The following is a 16,114-nucleotide window of genomic DNA, read 5'->3' as shown; positions in this document are numbered from 1 at the left end:
AAAACCATAATGAACAACAAGAAACACATCCTGGCCACCCTCGTCGGGCTGGCCCTGCTGGCCGGTTGCAGTCAGGCACCGAACCAACCGGACAAACACTCCGGCCTTGCGCTGGCCAACATGGACACCAGCGTCAAGCCTGGTGACGACTTCTTCCGCTACGTGAACGGCCACTGGCTCGCCACGGCCAAGATCCCCGATGACAGGCCCGCCGACGGTGCCTTCTACCTGCTGCGGGACAAATCCCTGGCGGACGTGCGGGTGCTGGTAGAGGGACTGGATGGCAAGGCCGCCACCGGCACCCCTGCCCAGCAGATCCACGACCTCTACCAGAGCTATCTGGATCAGGCCGCCCGCAACGCCAAGGGCACCACGCCCCTGCTGCCGATGCTGAGCGAGATAGAGCAGATCAGCACGCCGCAGGATCTCGCCCGCGCCTTCGCCCAGAGCGCCCGCACCGGGGGCGGCTCCCCCTTCAGTTTCTGGATTGACGCCGACGCCAAGGCCCCTGACAGCTATGCCGTCTACCTCTACCAGGCCGGCCTCGGCCTGCCGGATCGGGACTACTACCTCAAGCGCGACCCCAGCAGCCAGGCGCTGCTGCACAAGTACGAGCAGCACATCGCCGCCATGCTGACCCGCTTCGGTGAGACGGATGCCCAGGCCAAAGCGAAACGCATCCTGGCCCTCGAGACCAGGCTCGCCCAGATCCAGTGGGACAACGTGGCCCTGCGAGACAGAGAGAAGAACTACAACAAGGGACCGGTGAGCGAGCTGGGGCGCCTCGCCCCCGCCATCGACTGGGACGCCTACCTGGCCCAGGCCGGCCTTGCGGGGCAGCAGAGCCTGGTCATCGGCCAGCCCACCTATCTCTCGGCCCTGAACGAGGTGATGCAGCAGACCCCGGTCGCTGACTGGCAGGCCTACCTCAAGTGGCAGCTCATCACCGATTACGCCCCCTACCTCGACAGCCAGACCGATGCCCAGAATTTTGCCTTCTTCGGCACCGCTCTTAGCGGCACGCCCAAGCAGCGCGCCCCCTGGGAGCGGGCCCTCGGGGTGCTGGACAACAATCTTGGGGAGGCGGTGGGCAAGCTCTATGTCGAGCGCTACTTCCCGCCAGCGGCCAAGGCCCGTATGGAGCAGCTGGTGGAGAACCTGCGCACCGCCTACGGCCAGAGCATCCAGGAGCTGGACTGGATGTCCCCGGCCACCAAGACCCAGGCCCTCGAGAAGCTCGCCAAGTTCAGACCCAAGATCGGCTACCCGGACAAGTGGAAGGACTACAGCGCCATCACCATTCGCCCCGACGATCTGGTGGGCAACCTGCAGCGGGCCCGCGCCTTCGAATACGCCGACAACCTGGCGCGCCTCGGCAAGCCGGTCGATCGGGACGAGTGGCACATGTCGCCCCAGACTGTGAACGCCTACTACAACCCGAGCAACAACGAGATCGTCTTCCCGGCCGCCATTTTGCAGCCCCCCTTCTTCGACATGACGGCGGACGATGCAGTCAACTACGGCGCCATCGGCGGGGTGATCGGCCACGAGATGGGCCACGGTTTTGATGATCAGGGGGCCAAATCCGACGGTGACGGCGTGATGCGCGACTGGTGGACGCCGGCGGATCTCAAGGAGTTTCGCTTCCGCACCAGCCGGCTGGTGGCCCAGTACAACCGCTTCGAGCCCATCAAGGGCCAGTACGTCAACGGCCAGTTTACCCTGGGGGAGAACATCGGCGATCTCGGCGGCCTCACCATCGCCCACAAGGCCTACCTGCTCTCCCTGGATGGCAAGGAGGCCCCGGTGCTGGACGGTTTTACCGGCGAGCAGCGCTTCTTCCTCGGCTGGGCCCAAGTGTGGAAGGGCATGTATCGCCCCGAGCTGATGCAGATGCTGCTCGCCTCGGATCCCCACTCGCCGCCGGAATACCGGGTCAACGGCGTGGTACCGAACATCCCCGCCTTCTACGAGGCATTCAAGATCCAGCCCGACGACAAGCTCTATCTGGACCCGGCCAAACGGGTCAAGATATGGTGATGACAACCCGGGCAGGGGGCGGCCGACCAGCGGCCCCCTGCCCGCTTCCGACGTGGCAGGGAAGCGTCCCCTGCCCGTCACAGACACACAAGCAGCAACAAGGGTCCTCTCCATGAAAGCCTTATTCCTTACTCTCGGCCTGCTCACCCTGCCCCTCGCCAGCCAGGCGGCGGACGGCTTCTTCAAACAGCTGACACTCCCCTCCGGCCAGGTGGTGACCGTCAGCGAAGGGCGCGGCGAGCCTGCCTCCACCGGCAGCTACGACGTGCGCTTCTACTCCGGTGCCAACCCCCAGTTTCCGCTGGATCAGTTCATCGACGGCAAGGTGCTGCCGCGCGATGGCAGCATCAAGGAGCTCAAGCTGCTGGATCTCAACGGCGACAAGCAGCCTGAAGTCATCGTCGTGGTGGAGAGCGCCGGCAGCGGCAGCTACCTGAGCGCCGACGCCCTCACCATCAATCCCCAGGAGGGGCTGGAGAGCTTCAACCACGTGGAGGGACTGGCCCCCAGTGACGATGTGATTGAGGCCCTCAAGACTCCCCGCGACTGACCCCCCACGCCCCGTATCACGGGGCGTTTTTTACCCCGCACCTCCCGATGCGGTGCCCACGGCCCCCACAGGGCGGATAGACGACTGTTTTTTTCTGTGCCTATAATCGCCGCACCGTGCCATCACGAAACACAAGGAGGTAAAAAATGGTTATCCAAGCGTGTCCGATGTTCTCGGCTCGCCTGTTCGGCACATTCAAGTGCTCTTGCCTGCATACCATCGCGCTGCGATAGCGGGTTCGAGCAAAGCCGACTCCCTTCCATACCGAGACCTTTCTCGACTCTGCCGTTGTCGCCAGCGCTCCTGATGACAGGGATTTCCCATCCCGCGATTTAAGAGAGCAAGAGCATGACAACCCTGATGAGTACCCATTCCCTGCAGATGAGTGCGGGGCACCTTCCCTTATTTGATCACCTCGAACTCGGCATTCGCGCAGGCGACCGACTCGGCCTGATTGGCGCCAACGGCTGCGGCAAGAGCACATTGCTCGCGCTGCTGGCGGGCGAGCGCACGCCCCAGGCCGGCCGGGTCGTGCAGGCCGCCGCCTGCCGCTGCGAGTTCGTGGCCCAGCAACTGCCCGCCGGGCTTTCCACCCTCAGCACCCGCGCCGTGCTGCTGGATGCACTGGGCAACGACCCCGCCGCCGAATGGCAGGTGGACAAGCTGCTGGCCGAACTGCAGCTGGAGGCCCAGGCCACATTGCCGGTCAGTGCACTGAGCGGTGGCCAGCACAGCCGGCTGCAGATAGGGCGCGCCCTGCTGCGTCAACCCAACCTGCTGCTGCTCGATGAGCCCAGCAACCACCTGGACTTGCCCGCCCTGCTCTGGCTCGAGCAGTTTCTGCTGGGCTGGCGCGGCGCCTTCGTGCTGGTTTCCCACGACGCTCGCCTGCTGGACAGCGTCACGGATCAGACCCTGATCCTGCGAGACGGCCAGTTGCACCGCTTCGCCCTGCCCTGCAGCCAGGCCAGGGCGGCGCTGGCTGCCGAGGATGAGCAGGCCCGCCTGCGCCGGGCGGACGAGCAAAAGGAGATAGACCGCCTGAGCGCCAGCAGCAAGCGCCTCGCCATCTGGGGGCGGGAGCATGACAACGAGAAGCTGGTGCGCCAGGCCAAGTCCATGGAAAAACGCATCGCCCGCCTGCAGGAGGAGCAGAGCCAGGTGGCGGCGCTGGCCCCCTGGCGGCTCGAGCTGCGCGGAGTGAGCCTGCCCGCCGACACCCTGCTGCGGCTGGAGGCCCTCGACGTATCGCCGGCACCGGCACTGCCGCCGCTGCTGCGTGCCGAGGGGCTCTGGCTGCGGGCGGGAGACAGGGTCGCCCTGCTCGGTGCCAACGGCACCGGCAAGTCCTCCCTGCTGCGCCAGTGCTGGCGCGAACTGGCCGCGCAGAGCCTGCAGGCGGGCTGGTACTGCCACCCCGGCGCGAGCATCGCCTATTACGATCAGTCCCTGCAGCAGCTGGCTGACGACGCCACCCTGAGCGACGCGCTGTACCCCCTGGCCCCTCTGCCTGAGGTGACGCGGCGACAGGCGCTGATCCGGGCGGGCTTCCCCTATGTCCGCCACGGCCAGCAGGTGCACACCCTGAGCGGGGGCGAGCGGGCACGGTTGCTGTTCCTCGCCCTGTCCCTCGGCAGCCACCACATGATCTGGCTCGACGAACCCACCAATCACCTGGATCTGGCGGGCAAGGAGGAGCTGGCCGACGCCATTGCCGCCTTCCCGGGGGGTGTGCTGCTGGTCTCCCACGACCGGGAGCTGATCGAGCGCAGTTGCAACCGCTTCTGGCTGATAAAGGACGGGCGCATCCAGGAGGCCCACTGTGCCGAACGGGCCTATGCCGAGCTGCTGGGCGATGCCCCCTTGCTGCAGGCGGGCAGCCCGGCTCAATCAGGTGACCCGCAGACTGCGGCCGCCACGGGGGATGACGAAGAGGCGCTGCTGGCGCGCTGGTATGAGCTCGATGCCCTGCTCGCCGCCGATTTGGCCCGCAAGCCCAGGCACCAGACCCCGCGCCTGCAGCAGCAATGGCGTGACGAGCTGGCGCGCCTGGCCGAGCGGCTCGGGTTTGCCTGACGCCAGCCCGGATCATCCATCTCTTGTTACGCAACACACGCGGCCAGCCACGGCTGGCCGCAAGGAGTCATCATGACATCAGCACCACCCCACATCAGGCTGGATCCCGTCACCGACACCGATCTGCCCCATATCTTCCGCGGCCTCTCCGATCCCCGGATCGTCGCCTACTACGGCGTCAGCTACGACAGCCTGGCGGCATGCCGGGCACAGATGAATTGGTATGCCGAGCTGACCCGCACCGGCCGTGGCGCCTGGCATCTCATTCGCGACCGACTCTCGGGCGAGCCGCAGGGGGCCATCGGCTACAACGATGCCGACCCGACTCACCGGTGTGCCGAGCTGGGCTACTGGCTCTATCCCGAACACTGGGGCAAGGGGGTGATGAGCGCGGCGCTGCAACTCTGGCTCCCGCTCACTTACCGCACCACCGACCTGCACCGGCTGCTGGCAGTGGTGGAGGAGCCCAACCGCCCCTCCGCCTGCCTGCTGGAGCGGGCCGGTTTTCACTACGAGGGCACGGCGCGGGAGTGCGAGCGCAAGGGGGATGGCTTCATCTCCCTGCGCCACTACGCCATCTTGCGCAGCGACCTGCCCGCCAGCCTGTGACCCGCAACAACAAGCCCCGCGCTGCGGGGCTTTTTTTCGGGAGTTACTTGATGGCGCAGACACCCTCATCGGACGCCGAGCGGCGGCGTCTGCGCCGCCACAGGGAGAAGCCGCCATACCCCAGGCTCAGCACAAGGGCATAGAGCACCTGGGTGGCGAGGGCCAGCAGCACCAGGGTGCAGAGCAGCACGCTGAGGCCCGCCAACCCCTTGCCGGTCCCCGACAGCAAGCGCCAGCCCGCCGCCATGCAGAGCAGATAGACCAGCACGAAGTTGCCGTTGGCGTAGCGGATCAGCGCATCAAGGGGCAGACGCAGCCAGAGGATCAGGGTGATGGAGACGAAACAGATGGCGAGCACCCAGGCAAGGGCATGCAGGGGAGCGCCCCGGGCCGAGAGGCGAGAGAGGGAGACCGGCAGTTTACCCTCCCGCGCCATGCTCCAGATAAGGCGCGCAAAACCTTGCAGGTAGATGTTGATGCTGGCGAAGCAGGAGAGATAGCCCAGCACCGCCACCAGCCACTTGGCGGTGGGGCCGAACAGCAGGGAGAGCAGGGCCGGAATGGCGATGGCATTGGTCGCCTCGTCCCCGTAGAGGTCATATTTGAGCACCACCAGCGAGTGCACCCAGTAGATGAGCCCCGCCAGCAGCACGCCCCCCAACAGGGCAAGGGGGTAGTCCCGCTCTGGCCGCTTGAACTCCTCCCCCATGTGAGCGAAGGCCTCGAGCCCCACGAAGCACCAGAACATCACCGCCAGCGCCGATCCCATGGCGGGCCACTCGCTCGCCGTTGGCAGAGGCTGGGCGGCATCGCGCCAGCTGAGATCCCCCTTGAACCAGATGAGCAGGGTGAGCCCCAGGATAGCCAGGGCAATGAGCAGTTGCAGATTGCCGGAGGAGCGCGCCCCCCGCAGCCCCAGCAGAAAGACCCCGAGCAGGGTGAGCAGCTGGATGCCCCAGAGGGTCCACTCCCCCATGTCGAACAGGGCGTGCCAGAAACCGGCGGCGATGGTGAGGGCGGCAGGCAGGCCCACCGGCAGCACCGCCAGAAACAGGAAAGCAGAGAAGCGCTCGGCGCCGTTGCCAAAGGCGAGGCCAATCAGATGGGGGGCGCCACCCGCGTGGGGATATCGCCGCCCAAGGCGGGCGAAGGTAAAGGCGATGGGCAGCACCAGAGCAATCAGCAGCAACCAGGCCCACAGCGACGCCCCTCCCGCCAGCGAGGCGGCGGTGGCTGGTACCACGAAGATCCCGGTACCGAGCAGGGAGGTGGCGAGCAGCCCCATCCCCTGCCAGAGCCCGAGATCCTTTTTCAACCCAGACATATCCTGTTGTCCCGTCTAGAAAAACATCCCGCCATGTTAGGCCGCCACCACCGCTTTGTTAAGCATTTGTGCCCATAAAAAAACCGCCCCGGGGGGCGGCTTTCTCACAGGGATGAACGCTGTCATCAGGCAATCAGCTTGTAGATGATGCCGGACATGGCGATGAGGCCGATGAGGGTGACGAAGCCGTTGCTGAGGTTGCCGGCATATTTGCGCATGGCCGGTACCTTGGCGATGGCGTACATCGGCATCAGGAAGAGCAGCATGGCGATGATGGGGCCGCCCAGATCTTCAATCATGCCGAGGATGCTCGGGTTGATGGTGGCCACGGCCCAGGTGGTCAGGATCATGAAGACCGCGGTCACCTTGTTCAGCTGCTTGACGTCGACGTTCTTGCCCTTCTCGCGCAGGGACTTGGCCATCAGGCCGTTCATGCCCTCTTGCGCACCCAGGTAGTGACCCAGGAAGGACTTGCTGATGGCAACCATGGCGATGAGCGGTGCCACGGTGGCGATCACCGGGTTGTCGAAGTGGTTGGCCAGGTAGGAGAGGATGGAGATGTTCTGCTCCTTGGCCGCCGCCAGGTCAGCCGGGGAGAGGCTCAGCACGCAGCTGAACACGAAGAACATTACCGTCATCACCATCATGACGTGGGCGCCCAGCAGGATGTTGCTGCACTTCTTCTCGGCGTTGGCGCCGTAGCGGCCTTTGTTGTCCACCGCGAAGGAGGAGATGATCGGGGAGTGGTTGAAGGAGAACACCATCACCGGGATGGCCAGCCACAGGGTCTTGATGAAGTCGCCATTGAAGGCCTCACCCAGCGCAGGGGCTTCGGTGATGATGGCACCGTTCCAGTGCGGGATCAGGTAGAGCGCCAGGCCCATCAGGGTGATCACGAACGGGAAGACCAGCACGCTCATCGCCTTGACGATGACCTGGCCGCCCAGGCGAACGATCGCCATCAGACCCAGGATCAGCACCAGGGAGAGGATGGCACGGGGAGGTGCCGTCATGCCCAGCTGGTGCACCATCAGGCTCTCGACGGTGTTGGTGATGGCCACGGAGTACATCAGCAGGATGGGGTAGATGGCGAAGAAGTAGAGCAGGGTGATGAACTTGCCTGCGGTCTTGCCGAAGTGCTCTTCCACCACCTCGGTGATGTCGCCGTCACGGGTGGAGCCGGACAGCACGAAGCGGGTCAGGCCACGGTGGGCGAAGAAGGTCAGCGGCAGGGCCAGGATCAGCATGGCGACCAGCGGCCACAGGCCACCGACACCGGCATTGATCGGCAGGAAGAGGACACCGGCGCCGATGGCGGTACCGTACAGACCCAGCATCCAGACCACGTCGGCCTTGTTGATGCCACGGGAGGAGGCTTTGCTCAAGCTGCCTTCAACTGCAATGTTCATGTCAGACATAGGGGTGTTCCTGTCATCAAGGAAAGTGGGATCTTAACTTGTCAGTGGGCCTGGGCCCGGTTCCTTTCCCTGGAACTCCAGCTATTCGTCCTGTTTGTTCCTCCGCCCCGGCCATCCGGCCGCCACTCCCTGTGGCAACCTGATTGCAACAAACACGGGCGGGGAGTCGTAATACAGAGGGGATCGTGCTCGCTCGTTAACAACGGGATAACGCTCACCTCATCCGATGAGATGACTCTAGTTAAAAGGCCCTATTAATCACAGCGTTTTTTTGAATTAATCAACCAAAGTTTGATTGGAATCGCCTTTCCGTCGCTTCAGATCACACTTGAATCGCCATATTGCGATTTTTTTTTAACATATAAACTTTTCAGTGTGACCCACCTCACCCTTGAAATGCGCAACAATTTCGTCACAACCCCCTCATTGCCCCCCGATTGTCTCCCGTCGCCCCATGGCGTACCCTTTGTGTCCGCCCCTTTTCTGCGTACCGACCATGACCCTCTCCCGCACCGATCTCGCCGAGCTGGCCGTGTTTGCCGCCGTCGCCCGTCACCGCAGTTTCAGCAAGGCCGCCCTCGAGCTCGGGGTCTCCGCCTCGGCCCTGAGTCATGCCCTCAAAGGGCTGGAGAGTCGCCTGGCCGTCAGGCTGCTCAATCGCAGCACCCGGGCCGTGGTGCCGACCGAGGCGGGCGAACGGCTGCTGGCCCAGGTGCTGCCAACCCTGGGGCAACTGGAGGCGGCGCTGGCGGAGCTGACGCGCCACGCGGGCGAACCCGTGGGCAGGCTCAGGCTCTGTGCCCCGCGAGCCGCCATCCAGGAGGTGCTGGCCCCGGTGCTCATCGACTATCTGGTGCGCTACCCGCGCATGCAGGTGGAGGTGGAGGAACTGGAGCTGATGCCCCGCCTCATCGAGGATGGCTACGACGCCGCCCTCTTTTACGGCGACCTGCTGCCCCAGGAGATGATCTCGGTTCCCCTGGGCCCGCAGCAGCGCTATCTGGTGGTGGGCTCCCCCGACTATCTGGCACGGCGTGGCACCCCTCGCCACCCCTCGGATCTGCGCCAGCACGACTGCATCGGTTATCGGCTCACGCCCCATCACCACTATCGCTGGGCCTTTGCCGCCGAGGGGGAACTGCTGGAGATCGAAGTGACGGGCCCGCTCACCACCAGCACGCCCGCGCTCTACCTGGGGGCGGCCGAGGCGGGGCTCGGGCTCGCCTACTGCCATGAAGGGGAGGTGTTCGACGCCCTGGCATCGGGGCGGCTGGTGAGCGTACTGGATGACTGGAGCCCCAGCTTTGCCGGGTTCAACCTCTTCTATCCGGGCCGGCACCAGCTGGGGCAAGGGCTGCGAGCCCTGATCGACATGCTGAAGGAGTATCACAGGATCCGTTGATTGATGAGCTGTATTCAGCAATTCATCAAATGAAAGCCTGATTATCAATTAATCCATAAGAAACTAGACTGTCTGCTCGATTCCGGCCCTTTTCCCGAGTACAGATATGTCCGCCTACTTCCGTCTGCGTCAACGGGCCATGGCCCGCCGTTTCTGGGGCTATGCCCTCCCCTCCGTCATGGCCATGCTGGTCTCCGGCGCCTACTACCTGGTGGACGGCATCTTCGTCGGCCACTACGTGGGGGCCGCCGGCCTTGCCGGCATCAACCTGGTCTATCCGGTCATCATGGTGCTCATCGGCCTTGCCGCCATGATCGCCATGGGGGCCGCCACCGCCATCTCCTTCCAGCAGGGCGCCAGGAACCTCGCTCTGGCCCGCCAGGCTCTGGTCAGCGCCCTCTGGCTGCTGCTGATCCTGGGCACGGTAGCGCCGCTGCTGCTGCACCACTGGCACACCGATATCCTGCAGGCCCTGGGAATGGCCCCCGGCACCGACACCTGGCAGCAGGCCAGCGACTACCTCACCTGGATTGGCGGTGGCACCCTGCTGCTCGCCAGCAACCTGGCGGTGCCCTACCTGCTTCGCAACGACGGCCGCCCTCGCCTCGCCATGGTACTGGTGAGCGGCGGCGCCCTCCTCAACATCCTGCTCAACTACATCATGGTGGGCCGGCTCGGGCTCGGCCTCACCGGCACGGCCCAGGCCACCCTCCTCTCGGAGGCCATGGTCAGCCTGCTCGGCCTGGGGTACTTCTTCACCCGCCACGCCCGGTTGCGGCTGACCTGGCGCCAGCTGGTGCCCCGCTTCCCGGCCATGCCCGGCCTGCTCTTCACCGGGCTGCCGAGCCTCATCGCCCAGTTCAATCTGGGGCTGCTGTTGCTGCTGCACAACAGCCAGCTGATGGTGCACGGCACGGTCAAGGATCTGGCGGGCTTCACCGTGGCGGGGTACACGGAGGCGGTCTTCATCGTCATCCTGCAGGGACTGGCATTTGGCATCCAGCCCCTGGTGAGCCAGGCAGCGGGGGCCGGGCGCCATCGCGACCTCCAGTTCCTGATGGCGATGGGTCTCAAGATCACCCTGGTCTATGGCCTGGGGGTCTGGCTGATTGTCCAGCTGCTGCCGCAGCCGGTCGCCATGCTCTACACCGGGGATCAGGATGCAGAGCTGCTCGCCGCCGCCATCAGCAGCCTGACCCTCAACCTCGCTGCCCTGCCCCTGGAGGGAATCGTCATGTTCGGCATCGTGCTGTTGCAGGCCATGGCCCGCACCCGCCAGGCCCTCGTCATCTCCGTGGCCAAGACGGTGCTGCTGCTGCCCCTCATCTTCCTGCTGCCCCTCTGGTGGGGGCGCGACGGGGTCTTGATGGCCCAGCCCGCCACCGTGCTGCTGCTGACGCCCCCCCTGTGCTGGCTGCTGTGGCGGGAGTGGCGGGCCCTGAGCCCTGCCGGAGGGCGTGCTTCCGTCCCCATGCAACGGGCGCTGACCGCCCCCTGAGGCCCGCCCCGGCGTCCCCCACAAACGTCGCCCATAAAAAAAGTCCCCGCATGCGGGGACTTTTTATTGGAAGCGGCAGATCAGCAGTAGCCGTAACCCAGCAGACGCTGGTAGCGCTGCTCCAGCAGTTGCTCGCTGTCGAGGGGGCGCAGGGCATCCAGATCCTGCTTGATGCGCGCTTTCAGGTGCTTGGCCATCTTCTCCACGTCGCGGTGGGCACCGCCGAGGGGCTCCTCGACGATGTTGTCGATGAGCTTTAGCTCCTTCAGGCGCTGGGCGGTGATGCCCATGGCATCCGCCGCCACCGAGGCCTTCTCGGCGCTCTTCCAGAGGATGGAGGCGCACCCTTCCGGGGAGATGACGGAGTAGGTGGAGTACTGCAGCATGTTGACCCGATCACCCACGCCGATGGCGAGAGCGCCGCCGGAGCCGCCTTCACCGATCACGGTGCAGACCACCGGCACGGTCAGGCCGGCCATGACTTTCAGGTTGCGGGCGATGGCTTCGGACTGGCCACGCTCCTCGGCACCCACGCCGGGGTAGGCACCCGGGGTGTCGATGAAGGTGATGATCGGCATCTTGAAGCGCTCGGCCATCTCCATCAGGCGCAGGGCCTTGCGGTACCCTTCCGGGCGCGGCATGCCGAAGTTGCGCTTGATCTTCTCCTTGGTCTCGCGCCCCTTCTGGTGACCGATGATCATCACGGGCTCGCCGTCGAGACGGGCGATGCCGCCGACAATGGCCTTGTCATCGGCATAGGCGCGATCCCCGGCCAGTTCGTCGAAATCGGTGAAGATCTGCTCGATGTAGTCGAGGGTGTAGGGGCGCTGGGGATGACGTGCCATCTGGGATACCTGCCAGGCACCCAGATCGCCGAAGATCTTCTTGGTCAGCTCTTCGTTTTTCTTCTCCAGCCGGCGAATGTCTTCGCTGAGATCCACGGCACTGTTGTGCTCGCTCACATGGCGCAGTTCATCGATCTGTGCCTGCAACTCGGCGATCGGCTGTTCAAAATCCAGAAAAAGACTCATAGGGACAATAGATCCTCTAATCAAAAACCAATTCAACCCGCTCTCGTCCAAGCAGGACTCGCAAGTCATCTATCAGTTGATCGGTGGGCGTCACCCGCCACTCGGTACCGAGCGTCAATCGCACCCGGGAACCGGGGCGACGATAGTTTACCTGAACCGGACAGACTCCGGCACGGGCGGGCTCCAAAATCTCGCACAAACGCGGGAAAAAGCGCTCGTCAATGCGTTGTTCATCGAGGGAGATGCGGATTGCCCTGGCAAAACGCTCCCTCGCATCGTTGATATCCAGCAATTCGCGGGCCGACATTTTAAGGCCACCGGAGAAGTCATCAAAGCTGACCTGTCCAGAAACCACTAAAATACGGTCTTTTTGCATCAATTCTTCGTATTTTTCCAGCGCTTCACTGAAAAGGGTCACATCCAGACGGCCGGATCTGTCGTCCAGAGTGAAGATCCCCATCTTGTTGCCGCGCTTGGTCACCATGCTGCGCGCCGCGATCACCAACCCCGCCGCCGTGGTCACGGTATCGCGGGAGGTGGGATGCAGATCGCACAGTCGGCCCGAGGTGTAGCGCCGCAGCTCGCTGCTGTACTGGTTGATGGGGTGACCGGTGAGGTAGAGCCCCAGGGTCTCGCGCTCCCCTTCCAGCCACACCTTGTCGGGCCAGTGCGGCACGTTGGCGAACGCCTTCTTGACGTCGTCGATCTCCTCCGTGAGCACGCCGAACATGTCGACCTGCCCCACCGCCTGGGCCTTGGCGTGCTGCTCGGCTGCGCGCATCGCCTCCTCCAGGGTCGCCATCAGGGCGGCGCGGTGGGGGCCGAGCCTGTCCATGGCGCCGGAGAGGATGAGCTTCTCCATCACCCGCTTGTTGAGCTTCTTGATGTCCACCCGGTTGCAGAAGTCGAACAGGTCGCGGAACGGACCGTCCCGATCCCGCGCCTCCAGGATCGCCTCGATGGGCCCTTCCCCTACTCCCTTCACCGCGCCGATACCGTAGACGATGTGGCCGTCCTCGTTGACGCTGAAGCGATAGCGACCGGTGTTGACGTCCGGCGGTATCACGGTCAGCCCCATGCGCTGACACTCGTCCACCAGGGTCACTATCTTGTCGGTGTTGTCCATGTCGGCGGTCATGACCGCCGCCATGAACTCCGCCGGGAAGTGGGTCTTGAGCCAGAGGGTCTGGTAGGAGACCAGCGCATAGGCAGCGGAGTGGGACTTGTTGAAGCCGTAGCCCGCAAACTTCTCCACCAGATCGAAGATCTTCATCGCCAGTTCGCCGTCGACGCCGTTCTTGACCGCCCCCTCCTCGAAGCCCGCCCGCTGCTTGGCCATCTCTTCGGGTTTTTTCTTGCCCATGGCCCGGCGCAGCATGTCCGCGCCACCCAGGGTATACCCCGCCAGGGTCTGGGCGATCTGCATCACCTGCTCCTGGTAGAGGATGATGCCGTAGGTGGGCTCGAGTATGGGTTTGAGGCTTTCGTGCTGCCACTTCTCGTCCGGGTAGGAGATGGCCTCCTTGCCGTGCTTGCGCTCGATGAAGTTGTCCACCATGCCCGACTGGAGCGGGCCCGGGCGGAACAGGGCCACCAGCGCGATCATGTCTTCGAAGCAGTCGGGCTGCAGCCGCTTGATAAGGTCCTTCATGCCGCGGGATTCGAGCTGGAACACCGCCGTGGTCTCGAAACGCTGCAAGAGGGCGAACGACTTCTTGTCGTCGATGGGGATGGCGGCGATGTCCACCGGCGGCTTGCCCTCTTTGGCAAGACGGGGGTTTATCATGCCAAGGGCCCAATCGATGATGGTGAGGGTGCGCAGCCCCAGGAAGTCGAACTTCACCAGCCCGGCATACTCCACGTCGTTCTTGTCGAACTGGGTGACCGGGTGATGCCCCTCGTCGTCGCAATAGAGCGGCGCAAAGTCGGTGATCTTGGTAGGCGCGATCACCACGCCACCGGCGTGCTTGCCGGCGTTGCGCACCACCCCTTCCAGGCGGCGGGCCATGTCGATGAGGTCCTTGACCTCCTCGTCCTGCTCGTAGAGCTCCGGCAACTTGGGCTCGGCTTCGAACGCCTTGGCGAGGGTCATGCCGGGGTCGGGCGGGATCAGCTTGGAGATGCGATCGACAAAGCCGTAGGCGTGGCCCAGCACCCGGCCAACGTCCCGCACCACCGCCTTGGCTGCCATGCTGCCGAAGGTGATGATCTGGGATACCGCCTCCCGGCCATACATCTCGGAGACGTGATCGATCACCTCGTCGCGCCTGTCCATGCAGAAGTCGACGTCGAAGTCGGGCATGGAGACCCGCTCGGGGTTCAGGAAACGTTCGAACAGCAGGTCAAATTCCAGCGGATCGAGATCGGTGATCTTGAGGGCATAGGCCACCAGCGACCCCGCCCCCGAGCCCCGGCCCGGACCAACGGGGATGCCGTTGTCCTTGGACCACTGGATAAACTCCATCACGATGAGGAAGTAACCCGGGAAGCCCATCTGGTTGATCACTTTGAGCTCGATGTCGAGACGCTCGTCATACTCGGGACGACGCTCGGCCCGCACCGCCGGATCCGGGAACAGGAATTCGAGCCGCTCCTCCAGCCCTTCCTTCGACTTCATGACCAGGAAGTCCTCGGTGGTCATGTCGCCGGTGGGGAAATTGGGCAGGAAATACTCGCCAAGGCGCACCGTCACGTTGCAACGCTTGGCGATCTCCACCGTGTTTTCCAGGGCTTCCGGGATGTCGGCAAACAGCTCCGCCATCTCCTCCTGACTGCGCAGGTACTGCTGGGGGCTGTAGCGGCGCGGTCGGCGCTTGTCCATCAGGGTGTAGCCGTCGTGGATGGCGACCCGGATCTCGTGGGCATCGAAGTCATCGGCGGTGAGGAACACCACCTCGTTGGTGGCAACCACCGGCAGTTCGAACTCGGTGGCAATGGCCACCGCCATGTGGAGGTAGACCTCCTCGTCCGGGCGGCCGGTACGCAGCAGCTCCAGGTAGTAGGCATCCGGGAAGTGGGTCTGGTAGAAGGCGAGGCAATGCTCCACCATCTGGCGGTTGCCCTTGAGCAGGAACTTGCCCACATCCCCCTCGCGCCCGCCGGAGAGGACGATCACCCCCTTGGCATGTTCGCCAAGCCAGGCCTTGTCGATGACGGGGCGCCCCTGCACATGGCCGCGCTGATAGCCGCGGGAGATGAGCAGGGTGATGTTCTGGTAGCCGTCGTTGTCCATGGCGAGCAGGGTGAGGCGAAACTGCTCGTCCCCAAGCTCGTCGCTCTGCACCCAGAAATCCGCCCCGACCAGGGGCTTGATCCCCTTGCCGTGGGCAGAGCCGTAGAAGCGCACCAGGCCGCACATGTTCATCTGGTCCGTCAGGGCCAGGGCCGGCATGTTGTTGGCGGCGGCTGCGGAGACGATGGGACCGATCTTCTGCAGGCCGTCGACCATGGAGAAGTCGGAATGCACCCTCAGGTGGATGAAACGGGGATCAGCCATGGTCACGCCCTCTCATTGCGCAAGCAGAAATCGTTCAGACAGATCGGCATCGGTTATTCGATCCCCAGGGCGCGGCGCACCGGCTTGAAGCTCTGACGGTATTCGGGCAGCGGGCCCCGTTCGGCCAGAATGGCGAGGTGCTCCGCCGTCGGGTAGCCCTTGTGGCGGGCGAAACCGTACTCGGGATGGCGGCTGTCCAGCTCGGTCATCTCGGCGTCCCGGGTCACCTTGGCGAGGATGGAGGCGGCGCTGATGGCGGCCACCAGGCTGTCCCCCTTGACCACGGCGCGGACCTCCATCGGCAATCTGGGGCAGCGGTTGCCGTCGATGAAGACCAGCTCGGGCGTCACCTTGAGCCCCGCCACGGCGCGCTGCATCGCCAGCATGGTGGCGTGCAGGATGTTGAGCTCGTCGATTTCCGCCGGGCTGGCGCGGCCGATGGCATAGGCCAGCGCCTTCTCTTTGATCTCGCCAAACAGGGCGAGCCGCTTCTTCTCGGAGAGTTTCTTGGAATCGGCGAGGCCAAGGATGGGATTGGCAGGATCCAGGATCACCGCGGCGGTGACCACGTCACCCACCAGGGGGCCGCGACCCACCTCGTCCACCCCGGCAATCAGCTTGTCTTCGGGAATATCGATCGTCATCTCATAGCCTTGAATCAAAACCGGCC

At 64.4% G+C, this 16,114-nt stretch carries 11 protein-coding genes; 6 read left to right on the top strand and 5 right to left on the bottom strand.

Annotated elements, in window-relative coordinates:
* The first annotated feature begins 9 nt into the window (after positions 1–9).
* The 4 genes from AB5Y47_RS15070 to AB5Y47_RS15055 all read left to right on the top strand — a co-directional run bounded on the left by AB5Y47_RS15070 (position 10) and on the right by AB5Y47_RS15055 (position 5,275).
* Complete coding sequence (locus AB5Y47_RS15070; protein ID WP_324036870.1) at positions 10–2,040, top strand: M13 family metallopeptidase; 2,031 nt, start codon at positions 10–12, stop codon at positions 2,038–2,040.
* Between the two features lie 112 nt (positions 2,041–2,152).
* A complete protein-coding gene (locus AB5Y47_RS15065; RefSeq protein ID WP_216987997.1) occupies positions 2,153–2,590 on the top strand; it encodes a PliI family lysozyme inhibitor of I-type lysozyme in 438 nt (145 codons plus the stop codon).
* 348 nt (positions 2,591–2,938) lie between these two features.
* Entirely contained in the window at positions 2,939–4,666 is a 1,728-nt protein-coding gene (locus AB5Y47_RS15060; protein WP_216987996.1) for an ABC-F family ATP-binding cassette domain-containing protein, read from the top strand.
* 72 nt (positions 4,667–4,738) lie between these two features.
* Positions 4,739–5,275 (top strand): GNAT family N-acetyltransferase, encoded by a 537-nt coding sequence (locus AB5Y47_RS15055; RefSeq protein WP_010673425.1) that lies wholly within the window; start codon positions 4,739–4,741, stop codon positions 5,273–5,275.
* 43 nt (positions 5,276–5,318) lie between these two features.
* On the opposite strand, the gene yjeH is transcribed toward AB5Y47_RS15055, so the two are convergent.
* Together yjeH and AB5Y47_RS15045 are read right to left on the bottom strand one after the other, a co-directional pair.
* Positions 5,319–6,599: an L-methionine/branched-chain amino acid transporter gene (gene yjeH / locus AB5Y47_RS15050; protein ID WP_029313946.1), complete on the bottom strand. Its 1,281-nt coding sequence runs from the start codon at positions 6,597–6,599 to the stop codon at positions 5,319–5,321.
* Between the two features lie 125 nt (positions 6,600–6,724).
* Positions 6,725–8,017: an HAAAP family serine/threonine permease gene (locus AB5Y47_RS15045; protein WP_042864259.1), complete on the bottom strand. Its 1,293-nt coding sequence runs from the start codon at positions 8,015–8,017 to the stop codon at positions 6,725–6,727.
* 496 nt (positions 8,018–8,513) lie between these two features.
* Between AB5Y47_RS15045 and AB5Y47_RS15040 the strand changes: the two genes are divergently transcribed.
* Together AB5Y47_RS15040 and AB5Y47_RS15035 are read left to right on the top strand one after the other, a co-directional pair.
* Positions 8,514–9,419, top strand: coding sequence for a LysR family transcriptional regulator (locus AB5Y47_RS15040; RefSeq protein ID WP_039039436.1), 906 nt, complete (start codon positions 8,514–8,516; stop codon positions 9,417–9,419).
* A gap of 106 nt (positions 9,420–9,525) precedes the next feature.
* On the top strand, positions 9,526–10,917 hold the full coding sequence (locus AB5Y47_RS15035) for an MATE family efflux transporter (protein ID WP_113977720.1): 1,392 nt from the start codon (positions 9,526–9,528) through the stop codon (positions 10,915–10,917).
* Positions 10,918–10,997: 80 nt separating this feature from the next.
* On the opposite strand, the gene accA is transcribed toward AB5Y47_RS15035, so the two are convergent.
* The 3 genes from accA to rnhB are packed head-to-tail and all read right to left on the bottom strand — an operon-like array spanning position 10,998 to position 16,088.
* Positions 10,998–11,948: an acetyl-CoA carboxylase carboxyl transferase subunit alpha gene (accA, locus tag AB5Y47_RS15030; RefSeq protein WP_010673419.1), complete on the bottom strand. Its 951-nt coding sequence runs from the start codon at positions 11,946–11,948 to the stop codon at positions 10,998–11,000.
* A 16-nt stretch (positions 11,949–11,964) separates the two neighbouring features.
* A complete protein-coding gene (gene dnaE, locus AB5Y47_RS15025) occupies positions 11,965–15,444 on the bottom strand; it encodes a DNA polymerase III subunit alpha (protein WP_010673418.1) in 3,480 nt (1,159 codons plus the stop codon).
* Positions 15,445–15,497: 53 nt separating this feature from the next.
* A complete protein-coding gene (gene rnhB / locus AB5Y47_RS15020) occupies positions 15,498–16,088 on the bottom strand; it encodes a ribonuclease HII (RefSeq protein ID WP_010673417.1) in 591 nt (196 codons plus the stop codon).
* Between the last annotated feature and the right edge of the window lie 26 nt (positions 16,089–16,114).

Source organism: Aeromonas sp. R7-2, assembly GCF_040908105.1.
Taxonomy (GTDB): Bacteria; Pseudomonadota; Gammaproteobacteria; order Enterobacterales; family Aeromonadaceae; genus Aeromonas; species Aeromonas caviae.
The sequence above is the reverse complement of the archived record's forward strand: the minus strand, read 5'-3'. Positions and strand labels throughout refer to the sequence as shown.

Excerpts from the sequence above, each read along its gene's own strand:
- accA (WP_010673419.1), bottom strand. The coding sequence starts at position 11,948 with ATGAGTCTTTTTCTGGATTTTGAACAGCCGATCGCCGAGTTGCAGGCA.
- AB5Y47_RS15065 (WP_216987997.1), top strand. The coding sequence starts at position 2,153 with ATGAAAGCCTTATTCCTTACTCTCGGCCTGCTCACCCTGCCCCTCGCC.
- dnaE (WP_010673418.1), bottom strand. The coding sequence starts at position 15,444 with ATGGCTGATCCCCGTTTCATCCACCTGAGGGTGCATTCCGACTTCTCC.
- AB5Y47_RS15070 (WP_324036870.1), top strand. The coding sequence starts at position 10 with ATGAACAACAAGAAACACATCCTGGCCACCCTCGTCGGGCTGGCCCTG.
- AB5Y47_RS15035 (WP_113977720.1), top strand. The coding sequence starts at position 9,526 with ATGTCCGCCTACTTCCGTCTGCGTCAACGGGCCATGGCCCGCCGTTTC.
- AB5Y47_RS15040 (WP_039039436.1), top strand. The coding sequence starts at position 8,514 with ATGACCCTCTCCCGCACCGATCTCGCCGAGCTGGCCGTGTTTGCCGCC.
- AB5Y47_RS15055 (WP_010673425.1), top strand. The coding sequence starts at position 4,739 with ATGACATCAGCACCACCCCACATCAGGCTGGATCCCGTCACCGACACC.
- rnhB (WP_010673417.1), bottom strand. The coding sequence starts at position 16,088 with ATGACGATCGATATTCCCGAAGACAAGCTGATTGCCGGGGTGGACGAG.
- AB5Y47_RS15045 (WP_042864259.1), bottom strand. The coding sequence starts at position 8,017 with ATGTCTGACATGAACATTGCAGTTGAAGGCAGCTTGAGCAAAGCCTCC.
- yjeH (WP_029313946.1), bottom strand. The coding sequence starts at position 6,599 with ATGTCTGGGTTGAAAAAGGATCTCGGGCTCTGGCAGGGGATGGGGCTG.
- AB5Y47_RS15060 (WP_216987996.1), top strand. The coding sequence starts at position 2,939 with ATGACAACCCTGATGAGTACCCATTCCCTGCAGATGAGTGCGGGGCAC.